Genomic DNA, 18953 nt, shown 5'->3' on the forward strand with positions numbered 1-18953 from the left:
ACCCATGGGCGGCGATGCTGCGCTACATCAGCCACCGCATCGCACCCACCATCGGCCCCTTCAGGCCTCCGAATAGGCTCCCGGGGACTGGGTAACCGCCGGATTTAGGATAAATTGTTGCTCGCCCCCAGGATACGCGTCACTTCGTGACGCTCCTCCAACCCCCTGGCAGGGGCAACACCCTCCCCATACAAGCCGGTTCCGCGGTGTTCCTGGCGTGAATACCATCCTCTTCGATGACCACTGCAGTTCTCAGTGCGCTCCCTGAAGAGCAGGAGGGGCTGTCCTCGCAGCTCGACGGGCTGCGCGTCGTGCGGCATGCAGGGCGCGACTTCCATGCCGGCGAATGGCAAGGCCGGCCGGTGGTGTTTGCGCTCTCGCGCATCGGCAAGGTGGCCGCGGCCACGACGGCGGCGACGCTGATCGAGCGCTTCAACGCACGGCGCATCGTGTTCACCGGCGTGGCCGGTGGGCTGCATCCCGATGTGCGAGTCGGCGACACGGTCATCGGCACGGCATTCCTGCAGCACGACATGGATGCCTCGCCGCTGTTCCCGCGCTACGAGGTACCGCTCTACGGGCGTTCCCGCTTTGCAGCGGACGCGCAACTCGTCGGGCTGCTGCTGGCGGCGGCGCGTGATCCGGCCGTCGATGCGAGGTCGCATTTCGACGCGGCCACGCTGGCGCGCTTCGGCATCGATGCGCCGCGCGTCCACCAGGGCCTGTTGATCAGCGGCGACCGCTTCGTCTCGCGAGCGGACGAGGCTTGCGCATTGCGCGCCGCGCTCCCGGATGCGATGGCCGTCGAGATGGAAGCCGCGGCTGTCGCGCAGGTTTGCCATGACCATGGCGTGCCCTTCGCGGCGGTGCGCAACATCTCGGACCGGGCGGACGACCAGGCGCATGTGGACTTTCCCGCCTACCTCTCGCAGGTGGCCGGGCGGCAGGCCCGGGCGCTCATCGCCGCGCTGCTGCCGACGCTGCCGCCGTGAACGGACTGCGCGAACTGACGAGCCGCTTCGCCCACGCGGGCCGGCTCGACGCGATCCTGTTGCGACCGGCACGCGGCGCGCCGATCCAGCCTGTGGCGCAGGTCGTCGCACTGGCCGGACGCGGCCTGGCGGGCGACCGCATCGCCGCACGAACGCCCTCCGCAGCCGGCGGCGGCAAGCGACAGGTCACGCTGATCCAGGCCGAGCACCTGCCGGTCATCGCCGCCTTGTCGGGCCACGCTGCCATCAGCGCAGAACGGCTGCGCCGCAACCTGGTCGTCTCGGGCCTGAACCTGCTGGCCGCGCGCGGACTGTTCCGCGACCAGCCCTTGCATTTGCGCATCGGCGCCGAGGTGGTGCTCGAGATCACCGGCCCCTGCGAACCCTGCTCGCGCATGGAAGAAGCCCTCGGCCCGGGGGGCTACAACGCCATGCGCGGGCACGGCGGCGTGACGGCACGCATACTCGTGGGCGGTCCGCTTCGCTGTGGCGACGCGGTGATGGTCATGCATGCCCCGACTTGAAATGAAACCCACCAACGTGCGCCCGTTGCGGCCGTCCTGGCTTGAAAAGGCGCGGACCGCGTGGGTCGCCCTGAAGACTGGCCTGGGCCGCGAAGGAGGCATGAAGCTCCTGTTGTTCCCCCTCGCCGGCGCGATGCTCGGCTACTACCTGAGTGAACGCGGTGGCGGCGTGGGCGTCGGCGCGCTCATCGGCGCGCTGGCCACGCTCGTCTTCACGCTGGTGGGGGCCGGCATCGGCCTGCTGGCCAGCCTGGCGATTGCCGGCATCCAGGCACAGACCCCTGAAACGGAAAAGCGGCACCAGCGTGTCTGCAACGGCACGGACGTGTGTCCCGGCACCGGCGAGTGGATCGCCTGCGTGGACGCGAGGCATCCGCAGGCGCGCGTCTTCAACGTCTGGAACCGCACGGCCTATGTCGTGGAAGGCGAGGCCTTTCCGGATCCGCAGTCGCTGGTCGCGGGCGTGCAGGCGGTGGAAGTCACCTGGCGATGGGTGCGCCCCAGCCCCAGCGAATAGATCCAGCGCCGGCCCATGCCGGCCCGCCTCCTGCGGCGGATCAAGTCAAGCCCCGTCGACCTCAGAAATACCCGCGTCGCGCACGCGTCCGACCCCTCGATTGACCGCTCACACGACATCGCGTTTCGTGGCAAAGTCCACCCGCTGGCCGCTGGGGCCATTGATTGATGAGGTCGACACTTGAACACTTCCGTCTCCACCCCCGTCCCTGCAGCCGGCCGCTTCGGCAGCGGCAAGGAAGTCCGTCGCGTCGAGGACGACACCCTGGTCGCAGGCCTTGGCCGCTACACCGATGACATCTCCTTCGATGGCCAGGCGCAGCTCAGCTTCTCGCGCTCGCCGTACCCGCATGCGCGCATCGTCTCCATCGACACGGCCACCGCCGCGGGCATGCCGGGCGTGCTTCAGGTCATCACCGGCGCGGACCTCGTGGCGGCCGGCGTGGAGCCCCTGCCTGGCGCGGCCGGCTTCGTGCGGGCCGACGGCAGCCCCGCCGCCACCGCGCCACGCCGCCCGCTGGCGCATGAGCGCGTGCGCTTCGTCGGCGAACCCGTGGTCGCGGTGATCGCCCAGACCCTGCAGCAGGCGCGCGATGCGGCCGAGGCGGTGTTCATCGAATACGAAGCCTTGCCGATGGTCATCGACCCCGCGGAGGCCATCGCGCCCGGCGCGCCGGTGCTGTGCGACGAGGCGCCCGACAACATCTCCTGCGAAATGCGCCACGGCAGCGCCGAGGCCACCGACGCCGCATTCGCCAAGGCCGCGCACGTGGTCAAGCTGCACATCGTCAACCAGCGCCTGGCAGCCGTCACGCTGGAGCCGCGCTCCATCGTGGCCGACTACGACAAGGCCAGCGGCCGCACCACCATCCACATGAGCACGCAGATGCCTTCCGGCGTGCGCGACACGCTCTGCGACGCCGTGCTCAAGATCCCGCGCGACCAGATCCGCGTGCGCGTGCCCGACGTGGGCGGCGGCTTCGGCATGAAGACCGGCATGTACCCGGAGGACGCCGTCGTCGTCTTCGCAGCCCGCGCGCTCAAGACGCCGGTCAAGTGGATCGCTGACCGCAGCGAGGAATTCACCTCCACCACGCACGGCCGGGACGTGCACGTGGACGCCGAACTGGCGTTGGCCGCCGACGGCAAGATCCTCGCGCTGCGCGTGCATTCGCTGGCCAACGTGGGCGCCTACGGCACCGGCGTCGGCGTGGCGATCCAGCTGCTGATCGGACCGTGGGTGCAGACCAGCATCTACGACATCCAGACCATCGACTTCCACTTCAAGGCGGTGATGACCAACACCGCGCCGACCGGCGCCTACCGCGGCGCCGGCCGGCCGGAAGCCATCCACAACATGGAGCGCCTGATGGACGAGGCCGCGCGCCAGATCGGCATGGACCGCATCGCGCTGCGCCGCCGCAACATCATCCATCCGGACCAGATGCCCTACACCAACCCGATGGGCCAGGTCTACGACACCGGCCGCTTCGAGCACGTGATGGACCAGGGGCTGGCGCTGGCCGACTGGAAGGGTTTCGATGCGCGCGCCGCCGAATCGAAGCAGCGCGGCAAGCTGCGCGGCCTCGGCATCGCCACCTTCCTGGAATGGACCGGCGGCAATGTCTTCGAGGAACGCGTGACCGTCTCGGTGCTGGCCGACGGCATCATCGAAGTGTTCTCGGCCGTCAACGCGATGGGCCAGGGCATCGCCACCTCGCTCGCGCAACTCGTGGTCGACGCCTTCGGCGTGCCGCTCGACAAGGTGCGCGTGGTGCTCGGCGACACCGACCGCGGCGACGGCTTCGGCAGCGCCGGCTCGCGTTCGATCTTCACCGGCGGCTCGGCCGTGCGTGTCGGCTCCGAGCGCACCATCGACCATGCCAAGGGCCTCGCCGCGAAGGAACTCGAAGCCGCGCCTGAAGACGTGAAGTACGCGGAAGGAGCCTTCACCGTCGCCGGCACCGACCTGAGCATCGGCCTGTTCGAACTCGCCGGCAAGCAGCCTGATCACCGCATCTTCATGGACTCCACCAGCACCGTGGCCGGCCCGACCTGGCCCAACGGTTGCCACATCAGCGAGGTCGAGGTCGACCCGCTGACGGCGGATGTCGAAGTGGTGGCGTATGCCTCCGTCAACGACGTCGGCAACGTCGTGAACCCGATGATCGTGCGCGGCCAGCTCGATGGCGGCGCCGTGCAGGGCATCGGCCAGGCGCTGCTCGAGCAGATCGTCTATGACCCGGAGACCGGCCAGCCCCTGACCGGCAGCTTCATGGACTACGCGATGCCCGTGGCGCGCACCTCGCCTGACTTCAAGACCGAGATGGACCAGTCCACGCCCTGCAAGAACAACCCGCTGGGCGTGAAGGGCGTGGGCGAACTCGGCACGATCGGCGCGACGCCGGCGGTGGTCAACGCGGTGGCGGATGCATTGGCGCGCAACGGCCTCGGCGCCAGGACGACGCAGCTGCAGATGCCGTTGAGCCCGACGCGGCTCTGGGCGCAGATGCACGGCTAGCATCAAGCCCACCCCCGAATGCGCCTGCGGCGCCTGGGCGGCCGCCAGATGCGGCTGCTCTTGCAGGCCGTCCGAGCCTGCACAGGCAGGCTCGGAGCCGCGGCCTTCAGCCCCTCAAGGGGGCGCACCCAACGGCCCGGCAAAGCCGGTTCCGCGGGTGCCCACGAACAGGCATTGCTCGCTCGGTTTTCATTCGTCCTGGGTCACGCGATAGCGTGGTGAAAAACTGAATGACAGATGAATCCTCGGGCTCTTAACGAGCCCTGCTCGCACCGGAGGTTCTCGTTCAGGCCCCCAGCAGGCGGCGATTCACCGCGTGGGTCGCATCCAGCTCCTTTTGCACCGCGCGGCTGACGTTCGACAACGCCAGCAGCCTGCGGTTGTTCTCGCGCAGCCGCGCTGACATGCCGGTGCAGACGGCCAGCAACAGCCGCGCCGCGACGGCCGGGTGCTCGTCGATCAGCGCCAGCAGCATGGCGCTGGACAGGATCGCCAGCTTGACATCGGTGAGCGCGGTGCAGGTGGCCGAGCGCGGCGAGCCGTCGATGGCGCCCATGTCGCCAAGCAGGCCGCCGGGGCCGATCATCGAGATCACCATCTTCTCGCCCACGATGCCGTTGCCGCTCTCGGCGCGCAGTTCGCCTTCAAGCACCAACGCCATGTAGCCGGTGTCCTCGGTTTCACCTTCTTCCATCACCACCGTGCCCATGGTGACGAAGACAGGTTCCATTGAGTCCACGATGATCATCGCGTCGGCCAGGGTGAGTTGGGCCATGGGCGCGGACGCGATCAGCAAGCGGGCCGCGCGCTCGCGCGGGCCGGGTCCGGCGAAGGAGGGGTGTTCGAAAAGCATCGAGGATCTGTCGCTAAAGTGCCGGCAACGTCCATACGCTGTTGCCACCGACGCCGTGAAATCGCCGGTGCGGCAGGGCTTCCATCAGCCAGCCGCCAGTGAACTCCCCGAACGCAGGCAGGATAGCGCGATCCGGCTCACTCACGAAACAAGGTAAGCGCAAACTGTCGCGCCCGCGCCCATGCAGCTTGCAAACCGGGTGCAAATGTCCGGCCAGAACGAAGTGCGTGGGATGCGATTGCGGGTGGTGGCAGCAGGCGAAAGGGCCGAGCAGCCAGGGCTCATCGACGCGGTCGATGTGGAGTGCATCGGGCGGGTCGCCGGCGCGGCTGTCGTGGTTGCCGCGCACCAGCGTCATCGCGATGGCCGCATGGCCCGCGCGCCAGGCTTCCACAGCGCCGAGCACGGTACGCGCCTGTGCGGCATGCAGGAAGTCGCCGAGGAACACGATTCGCCGCGGCGCGTGGCGTGCGATCAGGTGGTCAAGCCGCGCCAGGTTCTGCCGCGTGGTCCCGCCCGGCACCGGTTGGCCCAGCGTGCGATAGGTCGCGGCCTTGCCGAGGTGCAGGTCGGCAACGAACAGCGTGTGCCCTGCCGGCCACCAGAGCGCTCGCTCGGGCAGGAGGTGCAGCGTTTCGCCGGCCCATGCTTGTGGGCAGGCGGACGATTCGGGCGCGAGGACGGGCATAGGGCGCAATGTGCGTCGAGTTTCGCAAAAGGCGAATGCCCTCGAATGCCATCGGTATGGCGAAGCCTCTCGCGGGGCCGTACGAGCGCTGCAGCCGTATTCGGCCGGTCCTATCCGGGAACCCCCTTCAATTCGGCCAGCCAGACCTCGGCTTCCGAATCGCTCGGCGCGCGCCAGTCGCCGCGCGGGGACAGCGAGCCCCCCGAACCGACCTTCGGCCCGTTCGGCACGCAGGAGCGCTTGAACTGGCTGGTCTTGAAGAAGCGCCAGAGGAAGGTGCCGAGGTGGCGCTTGATGTCGGCCAGCCCGTATTCGTTGCGCACCAGGTCGTGCGAGTCGTCGGGCCACGCGCCCAATGTGCGGTCGTGCCAGGCGGTGTACGAGAGGAAGGCCACCTTGGTCGGGCGGAAGCCGTAGCGCAGCGTGTAGTAGAGGTTGAAGTCCTGCAGCTCGTAGGGGCCGATGGTGTCCTCGGTCTTCTGGCTCGGCTGGTCGGCGCCTGGCGTGGACGGGATCAGTTCGGGGCTGACCTCGGTGTCGAGGATGGCGCGCAGCACGTCGCTGCCGTCGTTGCCGATCTGGCCCGTGTCGGCGACCCAGCGCACCAGGTGCTTGATGAGGGTCTTGGGCACGCTGGCGTTCACGTTGTAGTGCGACATGTGGTCGCCCACGCCGTAGGTGCACCAGCCGAGCGCCAGTTCGCTGAGGTCGCCGGTGCCGACCACGATGCCGTTGTGCAGGTTGGCCAGCCTGAACAGGTGACTGGTGCGCTCGCCGGCCTGCACGTTCTCGAAGGTGATGTCGTACTGGGGCGCGTCGTCGGAATGCGGATGCTTCAGGTCCTTCAGCATCTGCAGGCAGCTCGGGCGGATGTCGATTTCCTGCGCCGAACAGCCGGTCGCCGTCATCAGCTTGTGCGCCTGCGAGAGCGTGCGGTCGCTGGTCGCGAAGCCGGGCATCGTGTAGGCGAGGATGTTGGCGCGCGGAAGCTTCAGGCGGTCCATGGCCTGCGCGCAGACCATCAGCGCATGCGTGGAATCGAGGCCGCCGGAAACGCCGATGACCAGCTTCCTGATGCCGGTCGCCTCCATGCGCTGCACCAGCGACTGCACCTGGATGTTGAAGACCTCATGGCAGCGCTCGTCGCGCGTCTTCGCGTTGGCCGGCACATACGGGAAGCGCTCCACCTTGCGCAGCAGGCCCTGCGGCACCTGCGCTGGCACGGCCACGTCGAAATGCACCGTGCGCCATGTCGCCAACTGCGCCTTGTGCTTCTGCACCGACACGCCAAACGAGTTCTGCCGCATGCGTTCGCGCGAGACGCGCTCCAGGTCCACGTCGGCCGAGACGATGTGCGAGCTGTTGCTGAAGCGCTCACTCTCGGCCAGCATCTCGCCGCTTTCGTAGATGAGGCCCTGGCCGTCCCAGGCCAGGTCGGTGGTCGACTCGCCGATGCCCGCCGACGAGTACAGATAGGCCGCCAGGCAGCGCGCCGAATGCAGGCTCACCAGTTGATGCCGATACGCCGACTTGCCGATGGTGATGTTCGATGCCGAGAGGTTCACCAGCACCGTCGCACCGGCCAGCGCGGCATAGCTTGACGGCGGGATCGGCACCCAGACGTCCTCGCAGATCTCGACATGCAGCTTGAGCAGGGGAATCTGGCGGCACTGGAACAGCAGGTCGGCGCCGAAGGGGATGCGCTCGCCATGCCAGTCGAAGTCGGTGGACAACGCGCTGTCGGCGGCGTTGAACTGGCGACCTTCGTAGAACTCGCCGTAGTTGGGCAGGTAGGTCTTGGGCAGCACGCCGAGCAAACGGCCACTCGCGACCACCGCCGCGCAATTGAACAGCCGATGGTCGACGCGCAGGGGCAGACCGACGATGGCCACCGCGCCGATGTCGGCCGAGGCCTCGACCACCTGCTGCAACGCCACCTCGCACGCGTCGAGCAGCGCAGCCTGGTGGAACAGGTCGTCGCAGGTGTAGGCCGACAGGCCCAGCTCCGGGAAGGCCACGACGACGGCACCGTTCGAGGCCGCCTCGCGGTAAAGCTTGATCGCCTCCGCCGCATTGAACACCGGGTCGGCCACGCGGTTGCGCGGCACAGCGACGGCGACGCGTGCGAAGCCGTGGGTGTAGGGGTTGAGGAACGAGAGCTGCTGGTCAGTCATGCATGTCTTCCGATGGGACGTTCTTTTCTGGCGCCACGCGGATTGTCGGAGCACCGCCCGAATCCGTCTGGTGCAGGGCCATGCTACGCAGTCGCACGAAAGGCTTCGTCGCGGGCATACTTTGCGGCCATCGGTGAGCGCGAGTCCTGGCGCACAGGCCATGAGGACTCAGGCCGAAAACATGAGCCCGGCACGCTGCCCACGAACCTGGTCCCCATCATTTCACCCCACAGTCGAGGCACACATGATCGATCACACAGGCGTGTCCGTCAGCGACTTCGCCAAGAGCAAGGCCTTCTACGCCAAGGCGCTGGCGCCCATCGGCTACGGGCTGCTGATGGAAATCCCCGCCGCCGTCACAGGGCGCAGTGACGTGGCCGGCTTCGGCGTCGCGCCCAAGCCCGACTTCTGGATCGCCAGCGGCACGCCCAACGTCCCGCCGATCCACATCGCATTCCGTGTCGAGACGCGCGCGGAAGTCGACGCCTTCCATGCGGCCGGCCTTGCCGCGGGTGGCAAGGACAACGGCGCGCCGGGGCTGCGGCCGCACTACCACCCGAACTACTACGGCGCCTTCGTGCTCGATCCCGATGGGCACAACATCGAGGCGGTCTGCCACACGCCGGCGTAGTTCAACCGCGCCGACCATCGCGCCGAAGCGATCCCCAGGACGAAAAGACATGTACATCGCGCCCCATCACGAAGAACGCGATCTGGCCGCATTGCAATCGCTCATGCAGGCGCACCCGCTGGGCGCCTGGGTCACGCCCGGACTTGGCGGACTGGTGGCCAATCACATTCCGTTCGTGCTGGACAAGGACCGCGGTGAATTCGGCACGTTGCGCGCCCACGTCGCGCGCGCGAATCCGGTCTGGCGCGAGTTGCCTGCGGCCGTGCCCTCGCTGGTGATCTTCCAGGGGCCGCAGTCGTACATCACGCCCTCGTGGTATCCCGGCAAGCAGGTCGACGGCAAGGTGGTCCCGACGTGGAACTACGTCGCCGTGCATGCCGGCGGCGTGGCCTCGGCCATACATGATCGCGACTGGATCATGCAGGCGATCACGGACCTGACGCACCAGAGCGAGTCCGGCCGCATCGAACCCTGGCGCATCACCGATGCTCCGCGCGAGTACATCGAAGGTCTGTCGCGGGCCATCGTCGGCATCGAGATTCCCATCGCCAGCATTTCCGGCAAGTGGAAACTCAGCCAGGACGAAGCGATTGCGGACAGGGTGGGAACGGTGGCAGGACTCCGCGCGGGCGGCGACGCCAATTCGCTGGCGATGTCTCGCCTGGTCGCGGAGCGCATCGAGGCGCTGGCCCGATGACATCCATCCACCTGCATGTCGATTCGCAGTTCGCGAGCCCGTACGCGATGTCCGTGTTCGTCGCGCTGCATGAGAAGGGGCTGGCGTTCGACATGAGCACTGTCGACCTCGGCGCCGGGGAACACCGGGCTGCGGGTTTCGCGGACCTGTCGCTCACACGCCGTGTGCCCACGCTGGTTCATGACGGCTTTGCGCTGTCGGAATCGTCGGCGATCACGGAATACATCGACGAGGTCTTCGAAGGCCCGCCGCTGTATCCCGCACAACCGCGGAGCAAGGCGCGAGCACGCCAGGTCCAGGCATGGCTGCGCAGCGACCTGATGCCGCTGCGGCAGGAACGCCCGACGGAAGTCCTGTTCTACGGCGCCAGGCCGCCGCCGCTCTCTTCGGTGGCGCAAGAGGCCGCTGCCAAGCTGTGTACCGCTGCGCAGGCCCTGTTGCAGGATGGTGCCGAGCACCTGTTCGGCCAGTGGTGCATCGCCGACGTGGACCTCGCACTGATGCTCAATCGGCTCATCCTCGGCGGTGAGCCCGTGCCCGACCGGCTCCAGGCGTAGGCGGCGCGGCAATGGCGCCGGCCCTCCGTGCAGCTGTGGGTCGGGCAACGGCGGCCGCCACTGTAGGCGAGGGCGTCATCAAGGCCGGTCCAGACGCGTGTCAGCGCACGCTCCGGCGGTAGCTTCGCCCGAGGCGCGCCGCAGCGACCGCGGTCGACGCCATGCAGTGCGCGCGACTTCCGGAGCGATCCGCTCGTGAGCGTTGGCGCCCGGCTGGCCAACGCGCCCCGCCCGACGCACCAAGGTCATGATTGGAAATATCTGCCGCCCTGGGCACTTATTCGCGAATTCGCGCAGCAGTTCGCCCAGCGAGTGTTGCATTACGCGGAAAAACCATCGAATTCAGTGTGCACAAACGGTAATAATAACGGTTCTCATTAGTATTCGCACCAGATAAACTGACATGCCCGCCCCCGCCTTCCGCCCACTTCCTCACGTCACCGCCACGCTGTTCGCCATTTCGGCCCTCACGGCCCAAGCCCAGAACGCAGCGCCAGCCGCGCAGCCACAGCCGGGCGTGCTGCCGACGATCACCGTGGACGCTTCTGCCGACGCTTCGGCCGAAGGCCTGACCAAGCCCTACGCCGGCGGCCAGGTGGCACGCGGTGGCCGCATCGGCATCCTGGGCAACCAGGACAACATGAACACGCCGTTCAGCATCAACAGCTTCACGCAGGAACTGATCGCCAACACGCAGGCGCAGAGCATCGGCGACGTGCTGATGAACGACCCCGGCGTGCGCGTGGCGCGCGGCTTCGGCAACTTCCAGCAGACCTACTTCGTGCGCGGCTTCCCGGTCGCCTCGGATGACGTGGCCTACAACGGCCTCTACGGCCTGGTGCCGCGCCAGTACATGGCCGCGGAACTGGTCGAGCGCGTCGAGGTGTTCCGCGGCGCGAGCGCCTTCCTGAACGGCGCCGGCTCGGGCGCGACTTCGGGCGGCGGCCTCGGCGGCCTGATCAACGTGGTGCCCAAGCGCGCCGCCAGCGAGCCGCTGACCGAAGTGACGGCCGGCATCGAGAGCAGCCAACAGGGCTATGTGGCGGCCGACATCTCGCGCCGCTTCGGCCCCGACCAGTCCACCGGCATCCGCCTGAACGCAGCCGGCCGCGATGGCGGCACCGGCGTCGGCGACGAGAAGGCCAAGCTGGGCCTGGTCTCGGTCGGTCTCGACTGGCACAGCCGCAACGTGCGCCTGTCGGCCGACTTCGGCTACCAGAACTACGAACTCAAGCGCAGCCAGCCCAGCGTGACGCTGGCGCCCGGCATCCCCGTGCCGAAGGCGCCGGACGCCGCCTCCGGCTTCGCACAGCCCTGGACCTTCTCGGACGAACGCGACACCTTCGCCACCGTGCGCGGTGAAGTCGACATCACCGACAGCGTCACGGCATGGGCCGCCGTCGGTGGCCGCCAGGGCCGGGAGTTCGCTGCCTTTGCACCGCCGACGCTGACCTCCATCGATGGCACCACCACCGCCTATCGCTTCGAGAACCAGCGCGAGGACAACATCGCCACCGGCGAAGTCGGCATCCGCGGCAAGTTCAAGACCGGCAGCGTCGGCCACACGGTGATGGCGTCGGGCTCGATCTTCAGTTCGGATTCGAACGTGAACTACGGGCTGTCGAACAACTTCGCCAACAACCTGTACTACCCGTACGCGGTGCCGCCGCAGACCACGCCGTTCACCGGCAGTTTCGGCGAATCGATCAAGAACACCAGCTTCGCGGTCGGCGACACGATGTCCTTCTGGGATGACCGCATCCTGCTGACGCTGGGCGCGCGCGACCAGAAGATCGAGGACGAGACCTTCGGCCCCTTCGGCGCGGCCTATTCGGCTTCGAAGACGAGCCCGATGGGCGGCCTGGTGGTCAAGGCGACCAAGGAGATCTCGGTCTACGGCAACTACATCGAAGGCCTGGTCAAGGGCGACACGGCGCAGGGCGTCAACATCATCAACCAGGGCCAGGTGTTCGCACCGTACGTGGCCAAGCAGAAGGAAGTCGGCGTCAAGTACGACGGCGGCAAGTTCGGCGGCGCGCTGTCGTACTTCACCACCAACAAGCCCAGCGCCTATGTTCAGAACGGCGTCTACGGCGTGTTCGGTGAACAGCGCAACAAGGGCGTCGAGCTGACGGTGTACGGCGAGCCCGCCAAGGGCCTGCGCCTGCTCGGCGGCGCGACCTTCCTCGACGCGAAGATGATCAAAACACCCGGCGGCCTGCAGGACGGCAACCGCGTGATCGGCGTGCCGAAGCAGCAAGCCAACATCGGCGTCGACTGGGACGTGCCGGGTGTGCGCAACCTGTCGCTGAACGGCCGCGTGCTCTACACCGCGTCGGTGTACGCCGACGGCGCGAACCAGCAGCAGGTGCCGTCGTGGACCCGCTTCGACATCGGCGCGCGCTACCTGGTCGACATCGGCAACAACCGCCTGCTCACGCTGCGTGCCCGCATCGACAACCTGACCAACAAGAATTACTGGGCTTCGGCCGGCGGCTATCCCGGCCAGGGCTACCTGACGCTGGCCACGCCACGTACCTTCTCGTTGACCGGGACGATCAACTTCTAACTGGCCTTCGATGCGTTCCTTCTGGACGCTCATCCATCGCTGGGCGGGACTCACTGTCGCGCTGTTCCTGATCGTCGCCGGGCTGACCGGCGCGGTGACCTCATGGGACCACGAGATCGACGAGTGGCTCAACAGCGCGCTCTACGACAACGACAGCCGCGGCCCGTTCCGCGATCCGATGGCGCTGGCCGCGGTGGTCGAAGCGGCGGACCCGCACGCGAAGGTGAGCTACATCTCGCTCAACTTCGAGGAGGGCCACAACGCGGGCTACTTCGTGGAGCCGCGCATCGACCCGGTGACGCAGCAGCCCTTCGTGCTGGGCTACAACCAGGTCTTCGTGAACCCGGTCACCGGCTCCGTGGTGGGACGGCGCGATTCTACGGCCGTGTCGCTCTCGCGCGAGAGCCTGACGCCCTTCCTGCGCACGGTGCACTACAGCCTGCACATCCCGGCGATGTGGGGAACGGACCGCATCGGCTACTGGATCATGGGCAGCGTGGCGCTGGTGTGGCTGCTGGACAGCTTCGTCGCGCTCTACCTCACGACGCCGCGCCGGCTGCGGCCCTCGGTGAATCCGGACCATCGCACGCCCAAGGGTTGGATGGCCCGCTGGCTACCGGCCTGGGCCGTGCGCTGGCGCGCGGGCGGCTACAAGCTCAACTTCGACCTGCACCGTGCGGGCGGCCTGTGGGTGTGGGTCTTCATCATCGTGATCGCCTTCACCTCTTTCTCGCTGAACCTGTACCGCGAGGTGTTCTATCCGGTGCTGTCGCTGGTGTCCAGGACCACGCCCGGGCCGTACGAGACGCGCCCGATGGCGCCGCTGGGCACGACCATCACGCCGACGCTGGGCTTTGCCGAAGTGGTCGAGCGGGCCAAGGCCGAGGCGCAGCGGCGCGGCTTCGACCTGCCTCCGGGCGGCATCTACTACGAGGCGCGCTACGGCTTCTACAACGTGTCCTTCTTCGAGCCGGGTGCGGACCACGGCCAGGGCGGCATGGGCCTGGCCAACCTCTACATCGATGCGCACGACGGCCGCGTGCTGAGCCAGAACGTGCCGTGGAGAGGCACCGCCGCCGACGTGTTCGTGCAGCTTCAGTTCCCTATCCACTCCGGCCGCATCCTCGGCATGCCGGGACGCATCCTGATGTCGCTGATGGGCCTGATGGTCGCGATGCTGTCGGTAACGGGCATCGTGATCTGGGAGCGCAAGCGGCGCTCACGCCGCCTGCAGGCGCACCGTGAGAAGAGCGCCGAGGCTCAGTCGGACGCCAAGCCCATCGCGGCCAGGAAGTCGCCCCTCAACGCCAGGTAGCGCAGGCGCGAGGTCAGCAGCTTCAGGCGCTCCTCGGCGCGGCGCTGCTGTGCGACGAAACGGCTGTCGAGCAGCTGCACCAGTTGCGTGAGGCTGCGGCGGCCGGCCTGGAACTGCAGGTCGCCCACGCGCACCAGTTCGTCATATTGCGCGATCTGCTGGTCGAGCTGCGCGATCGCTTCCTCGCTGTGCCGCATGCGCGGCGGCAGCGTCGCCAGTTCGGACTGCACGTTGCGCAGCACGCGGTCGGCCTCGGCCTTGGCCGCCTGGGCACGCTTGAGTCCCTCGGCACGGCGGGCCTGGTTCTCGCCACCCAGCGGCAGGTCCCAGCGGGCGGTCACTTGCCAACCATGCAGTTCCGTCGGGTCGGTGGCTGGCACGGTCCGGTTGCTCAGCAGCTTGTTGTATTCCAGGTCGACGCGCGGCGAGAAGCTCGACAGCCACGGCAGCACGCGTTGCTCGGCAGCGTCCGCACGCAACTTCGCGGCGGCCACGATGCCGGCGGACCCCATGGGCGAGTCGGGCGCCAGCAGGCCGGGCGCCAGCTTCACTGGCAGGGTCGGGCGAAGCTCGCTGGCCGTGATGACGATCATGCGGTCGCGTGCGGCGCGCAGGTCGGCCAGCAACTGGCCGTGCGCCACCTCCGCATCCAGGTACGCGGCCTGCGCCTGGCGCGCATCGACGTCGGCCAGCTTGCCCAACTCGTTCGACTTCTGCACCAGGGCCAGCAGGCGCTTCGCCTCCTTCATGCGCTCCATCGAATGCGGCAGCAGCTCCTCGTGCCGCAGGATTTCGGCATAGGCGTCGCCGATGCGCTCGCCGATCTCCTCGCGCGCGCGACGCACGTCCTGCTGCGCGGCGGCCACGTCCTGGGTCGAGCCCTTGAACTCGGCGATGTCGTTGCCGCCGTTGAAGAGGTTCCAGCGCAAGGCCATGGAGGCCTGGTCGGTCTTGCCGTCGACGTTGCGGCCGAAGTTCGCTTCCTGCGACCTGCCGCGCGACCCCTGCACGCTGAACACCGGCCCCAGGCGCGAGCGCGCCTGCGCGCGGCGCTCCTCGGTCACGCCGAGCAGTGCGCTGGAAACCTCCAGTTGGGGGTCTTGTTCGAGGGCGCGCGCCAGCAGGGCCTGCAACGATTCAGGCGCGCCGCTGGGCGCCAGGAGGTCGGTGCGTGCCGCGAGCGGGCCGCCGGGTAGCACGTCGCTGGCCGGCACGGCGCGTTGCGCCAGCGCACTTGAGGCCATGGCCAGCAGGCACGCCAGGAGGATGGGTCCGGACAGGCGCCGGGGCGTGGATGCGAAAGAGGGCTTGCCCATGATCAACGTTCCTGCAGCGCGCCTTGCACACCGCGCAGCACTGGTTTCAAGAGGTATTGCATGACGCTGCGCTGGCCGGTGAGGATGCTCACGTCCAGCGGCATGCCGGGGCTGATCGCCAGCGGCTTGCCATGCGACTTCAACTGGTCGCGCGCGGCCGTCAACTGCACTTCGAAGTACGACTCGCCCTTCTCGTCGACCACCGCATCGGCGCCCACGCGCTCGACCTTGGCATCCATCTGGCCGTAGGTCGCGGAGTCGTAGGCCAGCACGCGCACATGCGCATCCTGGCCGGGCCGCAGGAAGCCGATGTCCGAGGGCTGCACGCGTGCGGTCATCTGCAACAGCGACTCGTCGGGCACGATCTCGAGGATCGGCTTGCCCGCCAGCGCCACGCCGCCCTTGGTGGCAACGAGCACGCGATTGACCACGCCATCCACCGGCGAGGTCAGCTCGCGCCGCGCCACGCGGTCGTCGTGGCCTTCCAGCGTCGAGGCGATGCTGGTCACCTTGGTCTCGAATTCCGAACGCTCGGCGCCCCACTGGGCGCGCAGGCGCGAGGTGGCTTGCGTGGCCTGCGCGTCGGCTTCCGCCAGGGCGGCCCTGAGGCGCGGGATCGACTGGCGCAGCGCGTCGAGCTCGGCCTTCTGGCCCAACAGCTTTTGTTGCGCGGACAGGTAGTCGGCGCGCGCACCGGCGCCTTCCTTGAACAGGCGCTCCTCGATCGCGAAGCCTTCCTCGGCCACCTTCACGCTCGGCTGCAAGGACTGGATGCGGGCCTGGGCCTCGCGCAGTTCGCTGCTGTGGCGGGCCGTGCCTTCACGCGCCGCCTCGACGCTCGCGTTGTACTCGCGCAGGCCGTCGCGCCACAGTTGCATTTCCTTGTCGATCAGGTCGGGCGCCTCGGCGCTCCAGGCCGGGTCGAACTTCGGCGCGCCGCCATTGAGCAGCGCATCGGTGCGCGCCCGTCCCGCGAGTGCGGCGAGATAGCGCTGGCGGCTTTCACCGCGGCCGGCCGTGTATTGCGCTGTGTCCAGGCGGACCAGCAGCTCGCCTTTCCTGACGTGGTCGCCGGCCTTCACCAGCAGGTCCTGCACGATGCCGCCTTCGAGGCTTTGCACTTCCTGCATCTTGCTCGGCGCCGTGACCACGGCGCGGGCCTGTACCGCCACATCGAGGTCGGCGACCGTGGCCCAGGTGAGTGCCACGACGAGGAAGAGGACGACCACCCCCACCATGGCCAGCACCGTGCGGCGCGGCCCGTGGTCCGGGTCGGGATGGGCCGCAGGCAGCGGCCGGGATTTCAGATCTTCACTCATGACGCAACTCGCAATTCCTGGGAAGGCGCCTGGGGCCGGGGGGGCGCACCATCGGTTGGGGGCCGCTGCGCCAAGGCCTTCAGCACCTCGTCGCGCGGGCCGTCGGCCACGACGCGGCCGCGGTCCATCACGATCAGGCGATCGATCAGCGCCAGCATGGCCATGCGGTGCGTGACCAGCACGACGGTGGTGCGCGGCAGCGCGCGGAGGCGGGCGATGAGCTTCTGTTCGGTGGCCGGGTCGACCATGCTGCTGGGCTCGTCGAGCAGCAGCAGCGGCGGCTTCATCAACAGGGCGCGCGCGATCGCGACCAGTTGTCGCTGGCCGCCGGAAAGCCGCTCGCCGCGTTCGCCGACCTCGGTGGCGACGCCTTGCGGCAACTGCGCGACGACCTCGTCCAGGGAGGCATTGCGCATGGCTTCGAGCAGGCCCGCGTCGTCGCCCTGCACGCGGCCGATCTCGATGTTCTCGCGCAGGCTGCCGTGAAACAGCGTGACGTCTTGCGGCACATAGCCGATCTGGCGACGCAACGACAGCGGCTCCAGCTGCGTGGCCACGATGTCATCCACCAGCACGGCGCCGGTGGCCGGCGCGTACTGGTTCAGGATTAGCTTGAGCAAGGTGCTCTTGCCCGAGCCCAGCTTGCCGATGATGCCGACGCGTTCGCCTGGGCGAATGCGCAGGTTGAGCCGCTCGATGGTCGGCGGCTGCTTCGGATAGCCGAAGCTCATGTCGCGGAATTCGATGGTGCCGCTGAGCGGCGGCGCCTGCAGGCTGGCAGCGGCCTCGTCGGTCGGCGCCGCCATGATCTTGTTGAGCGCGGTGAAGCTCAGCTTGGTCTGCTCCCAGCGCAGCACCAGGCCGGCGATCTGGCTCACGGGCGACAGGGCGCGCGCCGTCAGCATGCTCACCGCGATGATCTGGCCCATGCTCAGCGAGTGATCGGCGGCCAGCATCGCGCCCACCGCGACCACGGCCACGCCGGCAAGGCCCAGCACCGCCGTGTTGGCGTAGTTCATGCGCGTCGTGATCTCGCGCGTCTCGAGGCTGTTGTGCGCGATCGCCTGCGTCAGCGACTCCCACTTGCGACGGCTCCAGGCCTCGGCGCCCAGCGCCTTGACGGTGTCCAGGCCGTTCATGGTCTCGAACAGGTGCGCGGTGCGCTGCGAGCTTTCTTGCATCGACTCGTTGACCTTGCGCGCCAGCGGCTTGCGGGCCATGAAGGAGATGCCCAGCAGGATCGGGATGCAGACCAGCGGGACCAGCGCGAGCTTGCCACCCACCAGCGCGATCACGGCTAGGTACAGCACCATGAAGGGCAGGTCGCCCAGAACGGTCAGCGTGCTGGTGGCGAAGAATTCGCGCACCGATTCGAAGTCGCGCACGGTGTTGGCCAGCACGCCGCCGGAGGCGGGACGATCGGCCGCCCGCATGCGCAGGCACTGCGCGAACACCTTGGCCGACAGGGCCACGTCCATGCGCCGCGCCGCGGTCTCGAGCAGGTTGCTGCGCAAGAGCCGCATGACGAACTCGAAGCCCGTGAGCAGGATGACGGCCGAGGTCAGCACACCCAGGCTGCCCAGCGCGTTGTGCGGAATCACGCGGTCATACACCGCCATGCTGTAGAAGGGAATCAGCGCGCCGAAGATGTTCAGCGCCACCGTGCCCAGCAGCGCCCAGACGAACATCCAGCGGTTGCGCTCGAAGGTGTCCCAGAACCAGCGGCCCATCTGGGGCAGGGTGTAGAGCAGGCTGCGCTGGTCGAAATGGAGTTGCGGGCGGACAGCGAGCCAGCGCGCGTTGGGTACCTCGCGCGCGATGGCATCGGCATCGAGCCAGCTCACGCCCTCGATGGCGGGCAGATGGCATTCCATCTGGCCGTCCTTGAGCGCGAGCACGACGAGGCAACGGCCGTTCTCGCCGAGCACCAGCGCCGGCAGTTCGGTATGGCGGCGGCGCTGGCCGGCCGGCAGCGGCGTGGCCGTCAGGCCGCCATGGGCCAGCAGCTGGGCCAGGGCTTCGCCCTCTGGAACGATGCGATGGTCCTGCTCATGCGCAGCCAGGCTGTCGCGCAGGCGTTCGACCTGGATCGGTGCGCCGAAGAAGCGCGCCAGGAAGACGACGCTCTCTTGCAGTGGCGATTGCGGCAGCAGCCTTGCGGTTGCTGTCTCCGCCGAAGCGTGGTTTGAAATGTTGTCGGTCATGTAAGGCCCGGAAGGCTGGGCTGCATGAACAGTTCATGCGAAACGGGAGGACAACGCGCGCGCATGGCCGGGACAGG

General features: G+C 68.1%; 14 protein-coding genes and 1 pseudogene. 9 read left to right on the plus strand and 6 right to left on the minus strand.

Annotated elements, in window-relative coordinates:
- Window positions 1–236 precede the first annotated feature (236 nt).
- From WKW82_RS34015 to WKW82_RS34030, 4 genes are all read left to right on the plus strand, one after another.
- Complete coding sequence (locus WKW82_RS34015; protein ID WP_340347426.1) at window positions 237–992, plus strand: 5'-methylthioadenosine/adenosylhomocysteine nucleosidase; 756 nt, start codon at window positions 237–239, stop codon at window positions 990–992.
- Window positions 989–1516 carry an MOSC domain-containing protein gene (locus tag WKW82_RS34020; RefSeq protein WP_340347427.1) on the plus strand — a complete coding sequence of 176 codons (528 nt, stop codon included), beginning with the start codon at window positions 989–991 and terminating at the stop codon, window positions 1514–1516. The genes WKW82_RS34015 and WKW82_RS34020 overlap by 4 nt, the downstream gene beginning before the upstream one ends.
- A 1-nt stretch (window position 1517) precedes the next feature.
- Window positions 1518–2033: a hypothetical protein gene (locus WKW82_RS34025; protein ID WP_340347428.1), complete on the plus strand. Its 516-nt coding sequence runs from the start codon at window positions 1518–1520 to the stop codon at window positions 2031–2033.
- 180 nt (window positions 2034–2213) lie between these two features.
- Window positions 2214–4553 carry a xanthine dehydrogenase family protein molybdopterin-binding subunit gene (locus tag WKW82_RS34030; RefSeq protein WP_340347430.1) on the plus strand — a complete coding sequence of 780 codons (2340 nt, stop codon included), beginning with the start codon at window positions 2214–2216 and terminating at the stop codon, window positions 4551–4553.
- Between the two features lie 286 nt (window positions 4554–4839).
- On the opposite strand, the gene WKW82_RS34035 is transcribed toward WKW82_RS34030, so the two are convergent.
- The 3 genes from WKW82_RS34035 to WKW82_RS34045 form a co-directional block, all read right to left on the minus strand.
- Window positions 4840–5406 (minus strand): Crp/Fnr family transcriptional regulator, encoded by a 567-nt coding sequence (locus tag WKW82_RS34035; protein WP_340347431.1) that lies wholly within the window; start codon window positions 5404–5406, stop codon window positions 4840–4842.
- Window positions 5407–5419: 13 nt separating this feature from the next.
- Window positions 5420–6094, minus strand: coding sequence for a ligase-associated DNA damage response endonuclease PdeM (gene pdeM / locus WKW82_RS34040; RefSeq protein WP_340347432.1), 675 nt, complete (start codon window positions 6092–6094; stop codon window positions 5420–5422).
- Between the two features lie 110 nt (window positions 6095–6204).
- On the minus strand, window positions 6205–8268 hold the full coding sequence (locus WKW82_RS34045; RefSeq protein WP_340347433.1) for an NAD(+) synthase: 2064 nt from the start codon (window positions 8266–8268) through the stop codon (window positions 6205–6207).
- Between the two features lie 244 nt (window positions 8269–8512).
- Here WKW82_RS34045 and WKW82_RS34050 point away from each other — a divergent pair, with 244 nt between their 5' ends.
- The 5 genes and pseudogenes from WKW82_RS34050 to WKW82_RS34070 all read left to right on the plus strand — a co-directional run bounded on the left by WKW82_RS34050 (window position 8513) and on the right by WKW82_RS34070 (window position 14037).
- Window positions 8513–8899 (plus strand): VOC family protein, encoded by a 387-nt coding sequence (locus tag WKW82_RS34050; RefSeq protein WP_340347435.1) that lies wholly within the window; start codon window positions 8513–8515, stop codon window positions 8897–8899.
- Window positions 8900–8948: 49 nt separating this feature from the next.
- Window positions 8949–9596 carry an FMN-binding negative transcriptional regulator gene (locus tag WKW82_RS34055; RefSeq protein ID WP_340347437.1) on the plus strand — a complete coding sequence of 216 codons (648 nt, stop codon included), beginning with the start codon at window positions 8949–8951 and terminating at the stop codon, window positions 9594–9596.
- A pseudogene (yfcF, locus tag WKW82_RS34060) lies at window positions 9593–10219 on the plus strand (glutathione transferase). Before WKW82_RS34055 ends, yfcF begins: the two are co-directional and overlap by 4 nt.
- Before the next feature lie 337 nt (window positions 10220–10556).
- Window positions 10557–12722 carry a TonB-dependent receptor gene (locus tag WKW82_RS34065; protein WP_340347439.1) on the plus strand — a complete coding sequence of 722 codons (2166 nt, stop codon included), beginning with the start codon at window positions 10557–10559 and terminating at the stop codon, window positions 12720–12722.
- Window positions 12723–12732: 10 nt separating this feature from the next.
- Window positions 12733–14037 carry a PepSY-associated TM helix domain-containing protein gene (locus WKW82_RS34070; protein ID WP_340347440.1) on the plus strand — a complete coding sequence of 435 codons (1305 nt, stop codon included), beginning with the start codon at window positions 12733–12735 and terminating at the stop codon, window positions 14035–14037.
- Here the strand turns inward: WKW82_RS34070 and WKW82_RS34075 are convergent.
- The 3 genes from WKW82_RS34075 to WKW82_RS34085 are packed head-to-tail and all read right to left on the minus strand — an operon-like array spanning window position 13983 to window position 18876.
- Entirely contained in the window at window positions 13983–15353 is a 1371-nt protein-coding gene (locus WKW82_RS34075) for a TolC family protein (RefSeq protein ID WP_340347442.1), read from the minus strand. The genes WKW82_RS34070 and WKW82_RS34075 overlap by 55 nt on opposite strands.
- 2 nt (window positions 15354–15355) lie before the next feature.
- Window positions 15356–16672 carry an HlyD family type I secretion periplasmic adaptor subunit gene (locus tag WKW82_RS34080; RefSeq protein WP_340347443.1) on the minus strand — a complete coding sequence of 439 codons (1317 nt, stop codon included), beginning with the start codon at window positions 16670–16672 and terminating at the stop codon, window positions 15356–15358.
- Complete coding sequence (locus WKW82_RS34085; protein WP_340347444.1) at window positions 16669–18876, minus strand: type I secretion system permease/ATPase; 2208 nt, start codon at window positions 18874–18876, stop codon at window positions 16669–16671. The genes WKW82_RS34080 and WKW82_RS34085 overlap by 4 nt, the downstream gene beginning before the upstream one ends.
- Between the last annotated feature and the right edge of the window lie 77 nt (window positions 18877–18953).

The organism is Variovorax rhizosphaerae, from assembly GCF_037889975.1.
Classification (GTDB): domain Bacteria; phylum Pseudomonadota; class Gammaproteobacteria; order Burkholderiales; family Burkholderiaceae_C; genus Variovorax; species Variovorax rhizosphaerae.